Origin of the sequence: Erysipelatoclostridium sp. An173, from assembly GCF_963931465.1 — a bacterium.
GTDB lineage: Bacteria > Bacillota_I > Bacilli_A > Erysipelotrichales > Coprobacillaceae > Thomasclavelia > Thomasclavelia merdavium.
Genome location: NZ_OZ007017.1, coordinates 1,069,794 through 1,087,216, shown reverse-complemented (window position 1 = coordinate 1,087,216; position 17,423 = coordinate 1,069,794). Strand labels below are relative to the sequence as shown.

Annotated in this window: 16 protein-coding genes, 1 pseudogene and 1 riboswitch; of the genes and pseudogenes, 4 read left to right on the top strand and 13 right to left on the bottom strand. The window is 30.6% G+C overall.

The window, feature by feature from the left end; all coding sequences use genetic code 11:
- Window positions 1–6: 6 nt before the first annotated feature.
- The 8 genes from purH to ABGT36_RS05580 all read right to left on the bottom strand — a co-directional run bounded on the left by purH (window position 7) and on the right by ABGT36_RS05580 (window position 7,715).
- Window positions 7–1,530: a bifunctional phosphoribosylaminoimidazolecarboxamide formyltransferase/IMP cyclohydrolase gene (gene purH / locus ABGT36_RS05615; RefSeq protein ID WP_087299642.1), complete on the bottom strand. Its 1,524-nt coding sequence runs from the start codon at window positions 1,528–1,530 to the stop codon at window positions 7–9.
- A complete protein-coding gene (gene purN, locus ABGT36_RS05610; RefSeq protein WP_087299640.1) occupies window positions 1,531–2,124 on the bottom strand; it encodes a phosphoribosylglycinamide formyltransferase in 594 nt (197 codons plus the stop codon).
- Window positions 2,118–3,143: a phosphoribosylformylglycinamidine cyclo-ligase gene (gene purM, locus ABGT36_RS05605; RefSeq protein WP_087299638.1), complete on the bottom strand. Its 1,026-nt coding sequence runs from the start codon at window positions 3,141–3,143 to the stop codon at window positions 2,118–2,120. The genes purN and purM overlap by 7 nt, the downstream gene beginning before the upstream one ends.
- Window positions 3,144–3,157: 14 nt before the next feature.
- Window positions 3,158–3,859, bottom strand: coding sequence for a phosphoribosylaminoimidazolesuccinocarboxamide synthase (purC, locus tag ABGT36_RS05600; protein WP_087299636.1), 702 nt, complete (start codon window positions 3,857–3,859; stop codon window positions 3,158–3,160).
- Between the two features lie 13 nt (window positions 3,860–3,872).
- On the bottom strand, window positions 3,873–4,361 hold the full coding sequence (purE, locus tag ABGT36_RS05595; RefSeq protein WP_087299634.1) for a 5-(carboxyamino)imidazole ribonucleotide mutase: 489 nt from the start codon (window positions 4,359–4,361) through the stop codon (window positions 3,873–3,875).
- A gap of 47 nt (window positions 4,362–4,408) precedes the next feature.
- Window positions 4,409–6,079, bottom strand: coding sequence for a formate--tetrahydrofolate ligase (locus tag ABGT36_RS05590; protein WP_087299632.1), 1,671 nt, complete (start codon window positions 6,077–6,079; stop codon window positions 4,409–4,411).
- Window positions 6,080–6,229: 150 nt separating this feature from the next.
- Window positions 6,230–6,309, bottom strand: a riboswitch (ZMP/ZTP riboswitch).
- 36 nt (window positions 6,310–6,345) lie between these two features.
- Window positions 6,346–6,612, bottom strand: a complete 267-nt coding sequence (locus tag ABGT36_RS05585) for a hypothetical protein (RefSeq protein ID WP_087371958.1) — start codon at window positions 6,610–6,612, stop codon at window positions 6,346–6,348.
- 53 nt (window positions 6,613–6,665) lie between these two features.
- On the bottom strand, window positions 6,666–7,715 hold the full coding sequence (locus ABGT36_RS05580) for a CapA family protein (protein WP_308698462.1): 1,050 nt from the start codon (window positions 7,713–7,715) through the stop codon (window positions 6,666–6,668).
- Window positions 7,716–7,896: 181 nt separating this feature from the next.
- Here ABGT36_RS05580 and ABGT36_RS05575 point away from each other — a divergent pair, with 181 nt between their 5' ends.
- Together ABGT36_RS05575 and ABGT36_RS05570 are read left to right on the top strand one after the other, a co-directional pair.
- Window positions 7,897–8,346 carry an N-acetyltransferase gene (locus tag ABGT36_RS05575; RefSeq protein WP_087299626.1) on the top strand — a complete coding sequence of 150 codons (450 nt, stop codon included), beginning with the start codon at window positions 7,897–7,899 and terminating at the stop codon, window positions 8,344–8,346.
- 335 nt (window positions 8,347–8,681) lie between these two features.
- Window positions 8,682–9,866: pseudogene (locus tag ABGT36_RS05570) on the top strand (IS4 family transposase); the annotation flags it as partial.
- 149 nt (window positions 9,867–10,015) lie between these two features.
- Here ABGT36_RS05570 and ABGT36_RS05565 read toward each other — a convergent pair.
- From ABGT36_RS05565 to eno, 3 genes are all read right to left on the bottom strand, one after another.
- The gene (locus ABGT36_RS05565; protein ID WP_087371956.1) at window positions 10,016–10,387 is read right to left on the bottom strand and encodes a metal-dependent transcriptional regulator; all 372 of its coding nucleotides are present in this window, start codon (window positions 10,385–10,387) and stop codon (window positions 10,016–10,018) included.
- Between the two features lie 502 nt (window positions 10,388–10,889).
- A complete protein-coding gene (gene nrdI, locus ABGT36_RS05560; RefSeq protein ID WP_296883045.1) occupies window positions 10,890–11,243 on the bottom strand; it encodes a class Ib ribonucleoside-diphosphate reductase assembly flavoprotein NrdI in 354 nt (117 codons plus the stop codon).
- Window positions 11,244–11,338: 95 nt separating this feature from the next.
- Complete coding sequence (eno, locus tag ABGT36_RS05555) at window positions 11,339–12,628, bottom strand: phosphopyruvate hydratase (protein WP_087299620.1); 1,290 nt, start codon at window positions 12,626–12,628, stop codon at window positions 11,339–11,341.
- A gap of 697 nt (window positions 12,629–13,325) precedes the next feature.
- Between eno and ABGT36_RS05550 the strand changes: the two genes are divergently transcribed.
- Complete coding sequence (locus ABGT36_RS05550; protein ID WP_346677153.1) at window positions 13,326–14,210, top strand: LysR family transcriptional regulator; 885 nt, start codon at window positions 13,326–13,328, stop codon at window positions 14,208–14,210.
- A gap of 2 nt (window positions 14,211–14,212) precedes the next feature.
- Here the strand turns inward: ABGT36_RS05550 and ABGT36_RS05545 are convergent, their stop codons facing one another.
- Window positions 14,213–14,593, bottom strand: coding sequence for a MerR family transcriptional regulator (locus ABGT36_RS05545; protein ID WP_346677152.1), 381 nt, complete (start codon window positions 14,591–14,593; stop codon window positions 14,213–14,215).
- Between the two features lie 116 nt (window positions 14,594–14,709).
- Window positions 14,710–16,035, bottom strand: coding sequence for an MATE family efflux transporter (locus ABGT36_RS05540; RefSeq protein ID WP_346677150.1), 1,326 nt, complete (start codon window positions 16,033–16,035; stop codon window positions 14,710–14,712).
- Between the two features lie 359 nt (window positions 16,036–16,394).
- On the opposite strand from ABGT36_RS05540, the gene ABGT36_RS05535 reads away from it, so the two are divergent.
- The gene (locus ABGT36_RS05535; RefSeq protein ID WP_087299616.1) at window positions 16,395–17,411 is read left to right on the top strand and encodes a M42 family metallopeptidase; all 1,017 of its coding nucleotides are present in this window, start codon (window positions 16,395–16,397) and stop codon (window positions 17,409–17,411) included.
- The last annotated feature ends 12 nt before the right edge of the window (window positions 17,412–17,423 follow it).

Here is a 17,423-nt window from a genome sequence, read left to right as displayed (position 1 = left end):
TTTCCATTAATGTCTAAAGTGACGATATCCTGTAAATACCATTGGAATACCTTTTTCATTACAATAATCAATTGATTCTTGATCTCTAATAGAACCACCAGGTTGAACAATTGCTTTAATTCCTGCTTTATAAGCAACTTCAACACAGTCGCTAAATGGGAAGAAAGCATCACTTGCTAAAACAGCTCCATCGAAATCTTTATCAGGATTATTATGAATTGCATTTTCTAATGCCCAAACACGTGATGTTTGACCACCACCAACTGCTAATGTTACACCATTTTTAACAATACAGATTGCATTTGATTTTACGAATTTAACTACACGCATTCCAAATTCCATATCGCTGATTTGACTTTCAGTTGGTTTAGCTTCAGTAACACAGTTCATTTCTTTGATCATTTCGGTATTGATATCTTGAACAAGTACTTTTCCTTCTAAATATTTAATATCATATTTTGCTTCACGAACTTCTGGATTCTTTAATTTTAAAATACGTAAATTTTTCTTTTTCTTTAAAATTTCTAAAGCATCATCATCAAAATCTGGTGCTGCAACAATTTCTAGGAAAATTTTATGCATTTCTTCTGCTGTCTTTTTATCAATTTTATAATTAACAGCTACGATACCACCAAAAATACTTTGAGGATCAGCTTCATAAGCTTTCATATAAGAATCGTAACCATCTTTACCAATAGCTACTCCACAAGGTGTTGAGTGTTTAATTGCTGCTGTTACGATTTGATCTTTAAATTCACGAACTAGAGCAACTGCTCCATATAAATCATTAACATTATTGAATGAAATTTCTTTTCCGTGTAATTGTTCATAATCTAATAGACTATGTTGAACAAATGGATCAACATATGCATTAGCACGTTGTTGTGAATTTTCACCATAACGTAAATGTTCAGTTTTCTTTAAACTAATATTTAATGTATCTGGGAAATCATCACCAACAACCCCAGCAAAATAGCGTGAAATCATGGCATCATAAGCACCTGTTGTTGAAAAGGCTTTATATGCAAGATTTAATCTAAAATCAAAATCATCACTATTATTTTTAATTGCTTCTAAAACATTATTATAATCACTTGGGTCAGTAACAATTAAAACATCTTTAAAGTTTTTAGCTGCTGAACGAATCATTGATGGACCACCGATATCGATATTTTCAATCATATCTGCCATTGGTTTACCGGCTTTTAAAGCTTTTTCAAACTCATATAAATTAACACAAACTAAATCAATTGGCGTAATTCCCATCTCTTTAACTGTTTCAACATGTTCTTTAACATCTCTTCTAAATAACAAACCACCATGTACTTTTGGATGTAAAGTCTTTACACGACCATCTAAAATTTCTGGAAATCCTGTTACATCATCAATAGCAATACATGGAACATTGGCTTCTTGTAATTTAGCCATAGTTCCCCCAGTTGAAACAATTTCAAATCCTAATTCAACTAAGCCTTTACAAAAATCTACAATTCCATCTTTATTAGTTACACTAACTAATGCTCTTTTCACTTAAATCACCTTAGCCCTTTCATTTTCAACAACTATTTTTCCATCACAAAATAATGCTACTGCCTTTGGTAAAATACGATGTTCAATTTCTAAAACTCTTGCTTGAATATCACTAGCATTGTCTAAATCATCAATATTACAAGCTTCTTGTAAAATAATTGGTCCACCATCAACTTCATTACTTACAAAATGAACCGTTGCTCCAGTTACTTTAACTCCCCTTGCTAAAACACTTTCATGAACATGCATTCCATAAAAACCTGGTCCACAAAATGAAGGAATTAATGAAGGATGAATATTAATGATTTTATTTGGATAAGCATCGATTAAAACATCTGTTAAAATAGCTAAATATCCAGCTAAAACTATTAAATCAACATTTCTTTCTTGTAACATCTTTACAAGCAGCTCATCATCTTTTCTAACTACTGCAGTTTCAATACCAGCTAATTCAGCACGTTTTAGCCCATATGCATTTTTGCGATTAGAAACAACTAAAACAATTTCACCATTAATGCTGCCATTTTCAACAGCATCAATAACTGATTGCAAGTCTGTTCCGCCTCCAGAAACAAAGACTGCTATTTTTAACATAATTTAACTCCTTTAGTGCCGTTTTCAATAGTTCCAATAACATAACATTTATCACCAGCTGCTTCAATTGCTGCTGTTGCTTTAACAACATCATCTGGATCTAAAGCAATAACCATTCCAATTCCCATATTAAATGTATTGTACATTACATCTTCACTAACATTACCTTTTTTAGCAATAAGTTTAAAGATTTCAGGAACTTCGTAGCTATCTTTTTTAATAACTGCTACAGCATTATCTGGCAACATTCTAGGAATATTTTCATCAAAACCGCCACCAGTAATATGTGAGCATCCTTTGACTACTACACCAGCGTCTTTAATGTTTTTCAATGCTTTGACATAAATTCTAGTTGGGGTAATTAAAGCTTCACCTAATGTTTTACCTAATTCATCATAATAAGTATCTAAAGATTCTTTAGTCATTTCAAATACTTGACGTACTAATGAAAAACCATTACTATGCACACCACTTGAAGCAATACCTACTAAAACGTCACCTGATTTAATATTTTGACCATTGATAATATCCTTTTTATCAACAACTCCAACTGCAAAACCAGCAAGATCATAATCATCTTCAGGCATAAGACCAGGATGTTCAGCAGTTTCACCACCAACTAAGGCACAACCAGATTGTTTACAACCTTCAGCTACACCACTTACAATTGTCGCAATTTTTTCAGGATAATTTTTTCCACAAGCAATATAATCTAGGAAAAATAGTGGTTCTCCACCTGAACAAGCAATATCATTAACACACATCGCAACAGCATCGATTCCAATTGTATCATGTTTATCCATGATAAATGCTAATTTAACTTTTGTACCACAACCATCTGTTCCTGATAATAAAACTGGTTCATCCATATTTTTAATAGCACTCAAATCAAAAGCACCAGCAAAACCACCTAAACCACCTAATACTTCAGGACGCATTGTTTCTTTAACGTGTTTTTTCATTAACTCTACTGATTTATATCCAGCTTCAATATCTACTCCAGCTTTTTTATAATCCATTTTGTGTTCCCCTTTTATTTTTGCATTCTAGCTAATACTGCTTTATAAGTTTCAATTAAATCACCAATATCTTGTCTGAAAACATCTTTATCATATTTTTGATTAGTTTCTACATCCCATAAACGACAAGAATCTGGAGAAATTTCATCAGCTAATAAGATTTCACCATCAGGTGTTTTTCCAAATTCAATTTTAAAATCAACTAATTTTAAATTTAAACTTAAGAAAAATTCTTTTAATAATTCATTGATTTTTAAAGTTTGTTCTTTAATAAAGTTGTATTCATCACGAGTACATAATTTCAAAGCAACGGCATGATCTTCATTAATAAGTGGATCACCATAATCATCATTTTTATAACTTAATTCAAAAATTGGTTCATCTAAAACAATTCCTTCTGGTGCTCCTAATCTTTTACAGAAAGATCCAGTAGTTATATTACGAATAATTACTTCTAATGGGAAAATTTCTACTTTTTTTACTAAAACATCGCGATCATTTAATTTTTTGATCATATGAGTTTTAATTCCCGCTTCTTCAAGCATATCAAAGATAATACATGAAATAGTGTTATTTAAAACCCCTTTACCTTCAAATTGATCATGTTTAACACCGTTTCCAGCTGTTGCGTCATCTTTATAATGAATTAAATATTCATCTTCTTTGTCTGTTTTATAAACTTGTTTTGCTTTTCCTTCGTATAATAATTCTGCCATTTGTAATATCTCCTTATTTGTACTTTTCAATAACTTCTTCGTTTGCTTTCATTGCTTGATTTTCCATATCTTTACGATAAGCAATTAATTTTTCTTTAATTTCATCATGTTTAATTGCCATGATTTGTAATGCTAGATAAGCTGCATTTTTACTTCCATTAATAGCAACTGTTGCTACTGGAATTCCTGAAGGCATTTGGACAATTGATAATAAAGCATCCATACCATCTAAAGTAGCTCCGCTAATTGGTACACCAATTACTGGTAATACTGTTTGTGAAGCAACAACTCCTGGTAAAGCAGCAGCCATTCCAGCAGCAGTAATGATAACTTCAGTACCATCAGTTTCAGTTTCTTTAATAAATGAACTAAGCCCTAAATGAGCTCGATGTGCTGATAAACAACGAACGTTTACTTCAACACCATAATCTTTCAAAATTGTTATTGCTGGTTCAACTTTACTTAAATCACTAGTTGACCCCATAATAATTGCGACTTTCATAATTCCTTCCTTTCTATTTAAACCACTAAAAGTGACCTGCGTCACTTTTAGAATAGTCCCACAATCTTACCATCTTTATCAATATCCATATTAACTGCAGCTGGTCGTTTTGGTAGTCCTGGCATTCTCATAATGCTTCCAGAAATAGCGATTAAAAAACCGGCTCCAGCAGCTGGAATTAGATCATTTATCTTAACTGTAAAACCACTTGGGCGACCTAATAAATTAGGCTGATCTGATAAAGAATATTGTGTTTTAGCAACACAAATAGGTAATTTATCTAATCCTTGAGCTTCATATTTTTTCATCTTTGTGATGACTTTTTTATCGAACGCCACACCATCGGCACCATAGATTTCTTTGGCGATTGTTTCAATTTTTTCTTTAATTGTTAAGTCTAAATCATAAATTGGATGATAATTTGCTTCTTTAGTTTCTAAAATCTCTAATAATTTTTCTGCTAATTCAATACCACCATCAGCACCTTTTTCCCATACTTTAGAGATTGCTACATCTACACCCATTTTATTGCATGTATCTTTTAATAATTGTAATTCAGCTTCACTATCAGTTGGGAATGCATTTATTGCAACTACTGAAGGTAAATCATATTTAGCAATATTTTCAATATGTTTTTCTAAGTTTTTAATACCAGCTGCTAAGGCTTCTAAATTTTCATTAGCTAATTCTTTTTTATCCATACCACCATGCATTTTTAAAGCTCTAACAGTAGCCACGATTACTACTGCTTGAGGATTTAAATTAGCTTGACGACATTTAATATCTAAGAATTTTTCAGCCCCTAAATCAGCTCCGAATCCAGCTTCAGTTATTGCATAATCACCTAATTTCATTGCTAATTTAGTTGCCATAACTGAATTGCAGCCATGAGCAATATTAGCAAATGGCCCACCATGAACAAAAACTGGCGTATGATCTAATGTTTGCACTAAATTTGGTTTAATAGCATCTTTTAATAATAATGTAACAGCACCTGTTGCTTCAATATCATCAACAGTCACAGGTTCACCATCATAATTATAAGCAACTATCATTTTTCCTGCTCTTTGTTTTAAATCATCAAGACTTGTTGCTAAACATAAGATAGCCATAACTTCACTAGCAACAGAAATATCGAATCCATCTTCACGAGGCACTCCATTAACTTTTCCACCTAATCCACAAATTGTATGTCTTAATGCTCGATCATTTAAATCAACAACACGTTTCCATACAATATTACGAACATCAATATTTAGTGGATTACCATGATGAATTGAATTATCAAGCATTGCTGCAATTAAGTTATTAGCAGCAGTAATTGCATGAATATCACCTGTAAAATGAAGATTAATATCTTCCATTGGTACTACTTGAGCATACCCGCCACCAGCAGCTCCACCTTTGATTCCAAAACAAGGACCTAATGATGGTTCACGCATTGCTACAATTGATTTTTTTCCCATTTTATTTAAAGCCTGAGAAAGACCAATCATTGTAGTTGTTTTCCCTTCTCCTGCAGGAGTTGGATTAATTGCAGTAACTAATACTAATTTTCCATCAGGATTGTTTTCTACTCGATTAATAGTTTCTAAAGATATTTTAGCTTTGTATTTTCCATACAATTCTAAATCATCTTCGACTAATCCAATTTTGCTTGCAATTTCTTTAATTGGTTCCATTTTTGCACTTTGTGCAATTTCAACATCAGTTAACATAACGCCACCCTTTCCAGTTAAATTTTTAGAGGAATTTCACATCTTCTTTATACCATATTTTGGCTTTTTTCTCAACCGATAGCAATGTAAGCTTAGTATTTTAAAGACATACTTCCTAACAATGAAAAAAGAGCCGTGCACCATCTAGACTACTTTGGCCCAGACGGTCGGCTCTTACACGATTATACTCCCTGTGGTTAATTCCACTTCCGTCAGTCGTATAACTATTTGCATGATATCATTTATTAAAATAAGTTTCAAGTAAATTAATGATAAAAATTGTTGAATAATAACAAAACTACAATTGGAATAATAATTTGTAATATTGTTTTATTTATCGCAGTTCTATCATCAACTTTAATCTCTTGTAATTTAAGATATCCAAAATAACCAATTATCGCTAAAATAATAATTACTAAATAAATAATATTCAAAACACTTGTTGAATAGTTGCCAGAAATACGTCCACCTAATAAACCAATCAACAATACGATAAAACCACTATAAAAAAATTTTAATAATTTTTCTTTCAATTAAAACACCTCTTATCTTTTAAATAAATAGAAGCCAAAAGCTTCTATTTATTTTAATAACTATATTGTTGAATTTTATCAAGTACTCTTTGTTTTTCATCGCCTTCTAATATAGTTGGCTGGTAGTTATTACGGCTAGAACTTGTTGTAATTGAACAAGGAATAATTTCATGAGTTTCGCTAGTAAATTTACCATCCGTAAAATTCATTGTAATTGAATAAATCATTGAATCAGTATCACTTGGATTTTTATTGCCACCAAAGCAGAAATTTCCTAATGAATAAACAATTTGTTTACCATTATATTCCTCAACCCCTTGAATAACATGAGGATGAGAACCAACGACTAAATCAGCTCCGCTATCAATTGAAAATTTAGCTAATTCACGTTGATCATCATTAGCTGAATAATCACGTTCAATTCCCCAGTGATAAAATACTACAACAGCATTAGCACCTTGATTATTTTTTAAATCTTCAATAGCCGCTTTAATTGTAGCACGCCCTTGTTCATTATTCATTGAAACAGACATCGAACGATAACCTAGAAAACCAATTTTGATACCATTAACTTCTTTAACACATGAAGTTTCATATCCAAAATAACCAATACCCTTTTCATCTAATATATTTTTGGTATCGCTCATTCCTTGAGCAAAATAGTCTTCAGAATGGTTATTAGCTAAAGAAACCATCTCAACACTACCACTAGTTAAGATATTAGCATATTCATATGGACCACTAAAAGCAAATTGTTTTTCAGCATGAGAAGTTGCCGTTGTTAACGGACCTTCTAAATTAACGATCGTTAAATCATCCTGTTCAAATACACTTTTTACATTTCTTAAAAAATATGTAGTATCATTTCCCTGATTAGCGTATTCTTGATTAAAGGATCCTGAATATGATTGGCCAGCATAATTTCCTAAAGTACAGTCACCAGCAAAACTCATCTTTACACTAACATTTACCGGCTCTTTTTCGACAGTTGATGTTTCATCTTTCTTTTTACTTTCTTTTTTTTCTGTAGTGTTACCATCTCCTGATAAAGAGCAGCCAACTACCATCAACACCATTATCAAACATAACAATATCTTTTTCATTTCCTTACCTCATTTCTTTTATTAGTATAACATTCTTTGCTATAAAAAAAAATATTTCCGCTAACTATTACAATAAAATCCATTAATCTCTCTCAATAAATTTTTATTAAAAAAATTTATTGAAAAAAACAATCTTTTAATTATTTAACAGCTTTGATATAATTCTTTCTAGGAGGCTAGTATGATAAAAGAAATAGATAACAAAATGGATTATGATCAACTACTTACTGAAAGTGATCCTAACATAAATCTTGTTCGTGATTATTTAAAACACGGTACTTTATATGGCTACTTTGTTAACAATGAACCTGTTAGTTTTTTAGCTGTAGAGATCATCGATGGTAATGTTGAAATAAAAAATATTTTAACGTTACTTGAACATCGTAATCATGGTTATGCCAAAGCATTAATTAAATATGTTGAAGAAAAATACAGTTCTTATCCTTGTATTTTAATTGGAACTGCTAACTCTAGTTTAGAAAACATCACTTTCTATACTCGGCTAGGATATCGTTACTCACATCGGATTGAAAATTTCTTCATTGATTATTATCCTAAAGAAATAATCGAAAACGATATGCAAGCTACAGATTTATTGTATTTTAAAAAATGTCAAAATAGTTTTAATTAAACAAAAAATTAAGTCCTTTATCAGCAATGTCATTAAGTTAAGATTTTAATGACAATCGATGGTTATATTGCAAATATGCCCTCTCTTTTTTATAAAATTTTTATCATTTTTAAAAGAAAAATATTGACATTGCAACGATAGTGTGCGACCTATTATCAATTTTTTTATTGATAATAGGCCAATTGTTTATAGGTATATGTCGGAGGTACTTAAACATGAATAGCTATAAACATCTTAAAAACGTTTTATTTCACATTATCAATAATCTTTCGAATGTCTGTTCTATCTTTTGTGTCAATCCTGATACTGATTTCACCTGAAATAGAAAGCTTGATTTCAAAACAATCATGAAGATTATTCTTTGTATGGGAGCTTCCTCTATCAAGGATGAACTTTTTAAATTTAATGACTTTTCTATTGATACCCCTTCTGCTTTTGTTCAAGCCAGAAGCAAAATCAAACCTGAAGCATTCAAGACTTTGTTTGATGCTTTCAATAAAAAAACATTCAAAATAAAATTATTTCATGGCTATAGACTATTGGCAGTTGATGGCTGTGAACTGCCTATTGATAATACCATCTTTGACGATGAAACTACTGAATTAAGACATGGCACTCTTGCTAAGGCTTATTCTGCCTTTCATTTAAATGCCAGTTATGATCTATTGGAACTTACATATGATGATATTATCATTCAGGGTGAAGCTAAAAAAGATGAAAATGATGCCTTCTATCAGCTTGTTGACAGATATGATGGTCATAAAGCTATCTTCATTGCCGATAGAGGCTATGAATCCTACAATGGTTTTGAACATGTTGTTCGATCAGGAAATAAATATCTGATTCGTGTTAAAGATATCGGCTCTCAAACCAGTATCACTCGATCATTAGGTCCATTTCCTGAAGGTGAATTTGATATTGATGTATTTAGAATGTTGACCTTAAAACAAACAAAAACGACCAAAGCTTGTCCTGAAATATATAAAATTGTTACTAAATCAACGAGATTTGATTTTATGAGCAAAGATGATCCATGGTATGAATTCAACTGTCGAGTTGTGAGATTCAAAATTACTGAAGATACCTATGAAACCGTTATTACCAATCTAAGCAGAGAAGAATTCTCAATGGAAGAAATCCGTGAAATTTACAATATGCGCTGGGGAGAGGAAACTTCTTTTCGTGAGCTCAAATATGCTATTGGACTCAATGCATTACATGCTAAAAAAAGAAAATTGATTCAACAGGAAATCTATGCCCGCATGACCATGTATAATTTCTGTCAAAGAATTGTACAGGAAATAAAAATACCTAAAAAAGATAAACTCAAATATACATATCAGATTAATTTTACAAGAGCAGTACATATTATCAGAGAATTTCTAAGAAAAAAAGGTGGAAAAAATCCACCTGTAGAAAATCTGATAGCTAAAGAAATATTACCAATTAGACCCGGTAGAAAATACAAGCGACATGTCAAGCCAAAGACTGCCGTATTCTTTAACTATCGTTATAACTAACATAATTTATTATATACCTTGAAAAATGTAGTTTCAAGACTACACTTTTTTAGCTTGAATAAATATTAAAAATCAGGAAAAATATATTTACATATAATTCCTGGCTAAAATTTTATCATCTTATCTTAATGATATTGCTTTATCAGAACTTAATTTTTTTTATTTTCTTCAACATATTGTTTTATACCTGCAAACACTTCATCACTAATAATATGCTCAATTCTACAGGCATCTTCTTCAGCTACTTCCTTACTTACATTAGCAGTAGCCATTAAAAAATCTGTTAAATAAAGGTGTTTTTCATACACTGAATTAGCTTTATTTAGCCCTAATTCTGTCAATTCAATAAAACCTTTACTATCAATTGTAATATAGCCATCATTTTTCAAAATGCCCACTCCTCTACTAACACTAGGTTTACTAAAACCTAATTCTTTAGCCACATCAATCGAGCGAACACTATTATTACGTTTTTTCAATAATAAGATTGTCTCTAAATACATTTCACCAGATTCATGCATATTATACACCTCCAATTAATACATTATAAGTATACCAACAATAACATAAAAAGAAAACCGGAAGGATAATTCCGGTTTTGAAAGTAAAACGAACTATTTTAGAATGATAATTATAATGGCTAAATTATTTATCACTTAATTAGGATGTGGATTTTTATAGCTCGATTTTTGAAAATGCATACTTATGACTTGAAGGATAACTTTATCGCATTTTCAAAAAACTTTCTAAAATATTTTGAAAAATCAAAATATTACTTGAGAATGAAATCAAATATTAAAGAAATCATTATATTTAAGGAATTTGGCTATTCAAGTTAATATTATTTATTATTCGACGGGATAAAATTAGTAAGAGTACCGTATTTAATATCTTCGAGAAAAAGGTGAATAGCATAATACGGATACTCTCACTAAATGTTATACTTATAATTACTATTTCTAAATTATTAGGAAATTTTAATCGTTGTAGGTATATTAGATAAGATTATAAGTATAAAACTTATTATTGATTTTCAATTATTTTTCTAATTTCATCAATATCTTCTTCAGTTCCATCATTCTCAACTTTATAAAGACATGGTACGTTATATTGCTTAGCAATAACATCTCCAGCCTTGCAATAAGCTTCACCGTATCCTTGATCACCACTAACAATGACACCCTTTAAATGGCTATTATTACCACTTAGAAATTCTTCAACCTCGCTAGGAACATCACCATAACCATCAGTATAAGTTATCAAAAGATAATCTTCACTAATCATTTCTGTCCCAGAGCTGATTTCTAAAGCATCAACATTTAAACGATCAATAATACTTTGAACATTACCGGTTCTTGATGCATATACTATTTTCATATAACTATGCCTCCTTTTCTTAGTTAGCTTTAACTAACTATCTATATGTTAGCACAGACTAACCAAGAAAGCAACTACTTTAATAATTTTTTTAATTATTTTTCTAATTGATAGAACCCAGTCATTCCTGAATATTTGCTTTGGCTTCCTAAACGATCTTCAATTCTGATTAATTGATTGTATTTAGCAATACGATCTGTTCTTGAAGCAGAACCAGTCTTAATTTGACCAGCATTAGTAGCTACTGCGATATCTGCAATAGTAGTATCTTCAGTTTCACCTGAACGGTGTGAAATTACTGCAGTGTAGTTAGCTTTTTGAGCCATTTCGATAGCTTCTAATGTTTCAGTTAATGTACCGATTTGATTTACTTTGATTAAGATTGAGTTAGCTACTCCACGATCAATACCTTGTTGTAAACGTTTAGTGTTAGTTACAAAGAAGTCATCTCCAACTAATTGTACTTTTCCACCTAATTTTTCAGTTAAGTAGTCCCAACCTTCCCAATCGTCTTGGTCTAAACCATCTTCGATAGAAATAATAGGATATTTTTCACATAATTCAGCATAGAAATCTACTAATTCTTTTGAAGTGAAAGATTTGTTGTTTTCACCTGGTAAAACATATTTACCATCTTGGTAGAATTCACTACTTGCAACGTCCATTGCTAATTTAACGTCTTCACCTGGTTTGTAACCAGCTTTTTCGATTGCTTCAATAATAGTTTTGATTGCATCTTCGTTTGATGCTAAGTTTGGAGCAAATCCACCTTCATCACCAACAGCAGTATTTAAACCTTTTGAATTTAATACTGATTTTAAAGCATGGAATACTTCAGCACCCATTCTGATTGCTTCTTTGAAGCTTGGTGCATTTACTGGCATAATCATAAATTCTTGGAAATCTACGTTGTTGTCAGCATGAGCTCCACCATTGATAATGTTCATCATTGGAGTAGGTAATACATAACCATTAGCTCCACCGATATAACGATATAATGGTAAACCTAAGCTTGCAGCAGCAGCTTTAGCAACAGCTAAAGAAACACCTAAGATAGCATTAGCACCTAATTTACCTTTATTTGGAGTACCATCTAATTCGATCATTTTGTAATCGATTTCTCTTTGGTTAGTTACTTCCATACCAATAACTGCTTCAGCGATAACATTGTTTACGTTATCAACAGCTTTTTGTGTTCCTTTTCCTAAGTAACGGTTTTTATCACCATCACGTAATTCAACAGCTTCATGAACACCAGTTGAAGCTCCACTAGGTACAATTGCGCTTCCAAAAGCACCGCATTCTGTAGTTACTTCTACCTCTACAGTAGGATTACCACGTGAGTCAAGTACTTCACGTGCATATACGCTTTTAATTTTACTCATTATTTCTCCTCCTCTATGATTCGCTCTAACCCGGGTGACTAAGCCAGGTTAGAAAGAACCATTTATTCACACGAAGTTAGTTTTACCTAACCATTAATAGGATACCACAAAGCCTTATATTATGCAATCTAAAAGATGATAAAAATCAAAATTTTTTTCAAAAAAATAACAGTTCATTTATAGTAAAAAAAGTTAGATTTTTCTAAGTCTTTAGCCAAATCTCAACATATCGATAAAGCTTTTCAATACCAGCTAATCATCCTTAATAAATATTAATTAAATTGAAAATTTTTAAAAGATTATCATATATGTTTCATTGACTTTAAACCGTCTTTATTTTATACTTTATTCAGGTGGTTTATTATTCACCTTAAATAGCTGACTACTATTTAAAAAATGTTAGAAAAATGATTTATTTACACGAAGCTATAAATGACTGCAATTCTCTAACCTAACTGATACTTAGCTATCGGAGAATTCTTTTTAAATGTCATGATTTATTAAAGGCTTAGCAACTATCCTTTAAAAGTATTGGCATTTAATCTTAATTATAATCACTTTTCTAGCTATTCCATCTAATGGAATATTATTAGCGATTATCGTTGCAGGTAATCCATCTTAAAAGCCATTTTATATGGCTTTTTTATTTTATTACAAGTCAGTTTATATATTATAATTGTAACATGATGTGATATTGATGGAATTTAGAGTCTTACAGTATTTTTTAGCTATCGCTAGAGAAGAAACAATTTCAAAAGCAGCTGAAAGTCTACATATAACCCAGCCTCCCCTTTCAAGACAAATGAAAGAATTGGAAGAACAATTAGGTAAACAATTATTTATTCGTGGAAATCGAAAAATAAATTTAACTGAAGAAGGTATCTTACTTAGACAACGAGCTGAAGAAATAATTAGTTTAGTTGAAAAAACTGAATCAGAAATCATGCATAGTGATACAACAATAAGTGGTGATATTTATATTGGCAGTGGTGAAACAGAAGGAATGCGGATTCTAGCAAAAGTAATCGATACTTGCCACAAAGAATATCCAAAAATAAAATTTCACTTATACAGTGGTAATTCTCAAGATGTAGTTGAAAAAATTGAAAATGGTTTAATTGATTTTGGGGTATTAATTGAACCAGCTGATATTTCTAAATATGATTTCATTAAATTACCTGTAAAAGATAAATGGGGCGTATTAATGAGAAAAGATAGTCCTATTGCATCGCTAAAAAGCATTACTGCCGATACATTAAAAAAACTTCCTTTAATCTGTTCAAGTCAGGAAATAGTCAAAAATGAAATATCCGGCTGGCTAAATGATGATTATAATAAACTTAATATTGTAGCAACTTATAATTTAATCTATAACGCTTCTTTGTTAGTTGAAGAAGGAAGTGGTTATGCTTTAGGTTTAGATAAATTGATCAATACTTCAGGTAATAGCAAACTTTGCTTTATCCCACTAGAACCGAAGCTTGAAGTTGGCTTAACATTAATATGGAAAAAATATCATTTATTTTCTAAAGCGGCGAGTTATTTTTTAAATCAATTACGAAAAGAAATTAATAAATCATAATATCATTTTCCAACTTTTAGATATGAATCATTTTGACTAATGTTAAAATAACAATTTTCATGTTCTAAAAAAGACAATGCTCTTTTTAGATCTTCAATTTCATTTAAAAGACTTTGACGCTGTTTTTTAATCAATTCATTGCGCTTTGCTAATGTGATATCGCCACAAGAAAATAAATAGCAAAAATACTTGATGTCTTTTAAAGGTATTCTCATTTGCTTTAAAGTAAGTATATTTTTTAAAACACAAAGATCCCGCTCACTAAAAACGCGAATACCACTATGACGAGTTATTGGTGGCAACATTCCTAATTTTTCATAATATCTGATTGTAGAAACCGGTATATTTAACTTTTTAGCTACTTCACTAATTGAATATTGCATAATATCACCCCTATTTCACATACATTATAACTATAAAAAAATAACGATACCAATACTTTAAAAGAATGTCCATTATGCCTAATTTAAATAATAAAAAAGATGCAGTTTTCAAAAATCTACATCTTCATCATTTTTTTACTTGTAACTTTAATTAAAATAACACTTATAGCACAAACAATAAACTCTGTAACCGGGAACGTTGCCCAAACACCATTCATATTGGCAATCAAAGATAAGAAAAATGCCATTGGAATAATAATGATAAAACCACGTAACAGTGATATTACATGCGCTGGTAATGGATGCTCTATTGAAGTAAAATAAATAGACGATACAATATTAATACCAGCAAAAAGACAACCAACAAAATATATTTTCAAGCCATTTTCAGCGATATTTTGTAAAGCTATATTATTTTCACTATTGAAAATTCCAGCAATCACATCACATTTAAAAAAGATAATTAAATATATACAAATAGATATTATCACTACACTAAATATTGCATATTTAAAAATAATATGTACCTTTTTTATTTGTCCAGAACCATAGCCACTACTTAGAAGCGGTTGAATACCTTGAGATATACCTGTATAAATAGAAATAACTACTAAAGATAAATTTGCAATAATGCCATAAGCTGCCACTCCAGTATTTCCAGCTAAGTTTAAAATAATCATATTAAAGATAATCATAACTATTCCTGAAGACACCTCAGTTACTAATGATGGCAACCCACTAGAAACGATATCTAAAATATGTCTATCTACTAATTTAGTTTTAACTAATTTAAAATTATTTAATTTTTTTATAAAAAATGGTGAAAGTATCAAAATACTAATAACTGGTGCTAGTCCAGTTGCAAAAGCAGCACCAAAAATCCCCATATCCAAAGGAAACATAAAAACATAATCTAAAACTATATTAGAAAAACTACCACCTAACATTGCCATCATTGATAATTGTGGCGCGCCATCATTACGAACATAACATAATAATAAATTATTCATCATAAACATCGGTGCAAATACTAATATAACTCGTAAATAAACACTACTCATATCATAAACACTTTTAGTTGCTCCTAGTAATTTAGCTAGCGGACCAGAAAATAGGATTCCAATCAAAAAATATATTGCTGCCATTGTCACTACAAGAAAGAAAGCCTGAGTAAAAATGTTATTTGCCTTTTTAAAATTGTTTTGACTTTTAAAAATTGAATATTTAGTAGCACCACCCATACCGATCATTAATCCACTACCATTTATAAAACTATAAATTGGAATTGCAAGATTTAAAGCTGCAAGTCCATTAGCACCTAAGGCCTTAGAAACAAAAAATGTATCCGCTAAAATATAACAAGATAATCCAATCATTCCTAGCACATTTAACGAGGTATACTTGGCAAATTCTTTAAAATAATTTTGCTGTTCCATAATCATAATTTCTCCTTTACAACTAAAAAAATAACATTATTAACATTAAAAAAACCTCTTATCCATTCCAACTAAGGCCTACTGGAATAGATAGAGGTAATGTCCGGCGACATGTAGCTTTATTTTACTAATTCTCTTACAATAAGTCAATATACTAAAAATACTATTTTATCAATATACTTATATCTTTTTAAATCTTACCTCATTTTTTAAATATTACTAACCATAAATATACTAATTTCCAAAAATTTAAATGCAAATATTCAGTTTATGTAATATAAAAATCCATTAACAGATTAAAAATTATTTACCTCACAAAACTATAATATATTATGTTATAATAATTGCCATTGGAGGTATTTATAATGAATGATTATATATTACATATTTTAAAAGATATTATGGCAATCGATAGTCCTTCTGGTTATACTAAAGAAGTTATTAGCTATTGTCAAAAAGAAGCTGAACAACTAGGTTTTAAAACTGCGATAACTAATAAAGGAAACCTAGAAATATTTGTTGAAGGTAATGATGACTATACAATTGGCTTTTGCGGTCACGTTGATACATTAGGTTTAATGGTTAGAAGTATTAAAGATGACGGAACACTTGCTTTTACTAATATTGGTGGTCCAATTATTCCTACTTTAGATGGTGAGTATTGTCGAATTATAACTCGTGATGGTCGTAGTTATACGGGAACTATTTTATCAAACTCTCCAGCTGTCCATGTATATAAAGACGCTCGTACTTTAGAAAGAACATGTGATACAATGCACATTCGTATTGATGAAATAGTAAAAAACAAAGCTGATGTTGAAAAGTTAGGTATTGGTAATGGTGACTTCATTGCTATCGATCCTAAAACAACAATTACTGGATCAGGTTTTATTAAATCAAGATTTTTAGACGATAAGGTTAGTGTTGCTATTTTATTTGGATTATTAAAAACTATTGCAACAGAAAATATCAAACCTCAACATAATTTACAATTAATTATCTCTACTTATGAAGAAGTTGGGCATGGTAGCAGCTATATTTCTAATCAAATAAGTGAGTTAATAGCTGTTGATATGGGATGTATTGGTTTAGATTTATCATGCAGTGAATATGATGTAAGTATCTGTGCTAAAGATGGCAGTGGTCCATATGACTATGAAATGACTACTAGATTAATTAATCTAGCAAAAGAAAATAATTTACAATATGCTGTTGATATTTATCCTTTCTATAGTAGTGATGTTTCAGCCGCATTAAGAGGTGGTCAAAATATCAAGGGTGCCCTAATCGGTCCTGGTGTTTGTGCATCACACGGTATGGAAAGAACTCATCTTCAAGGAGTCGAAAATACATTAAAATTAATTTTAGCTTATATAAAATAAGGGGGCATTTCA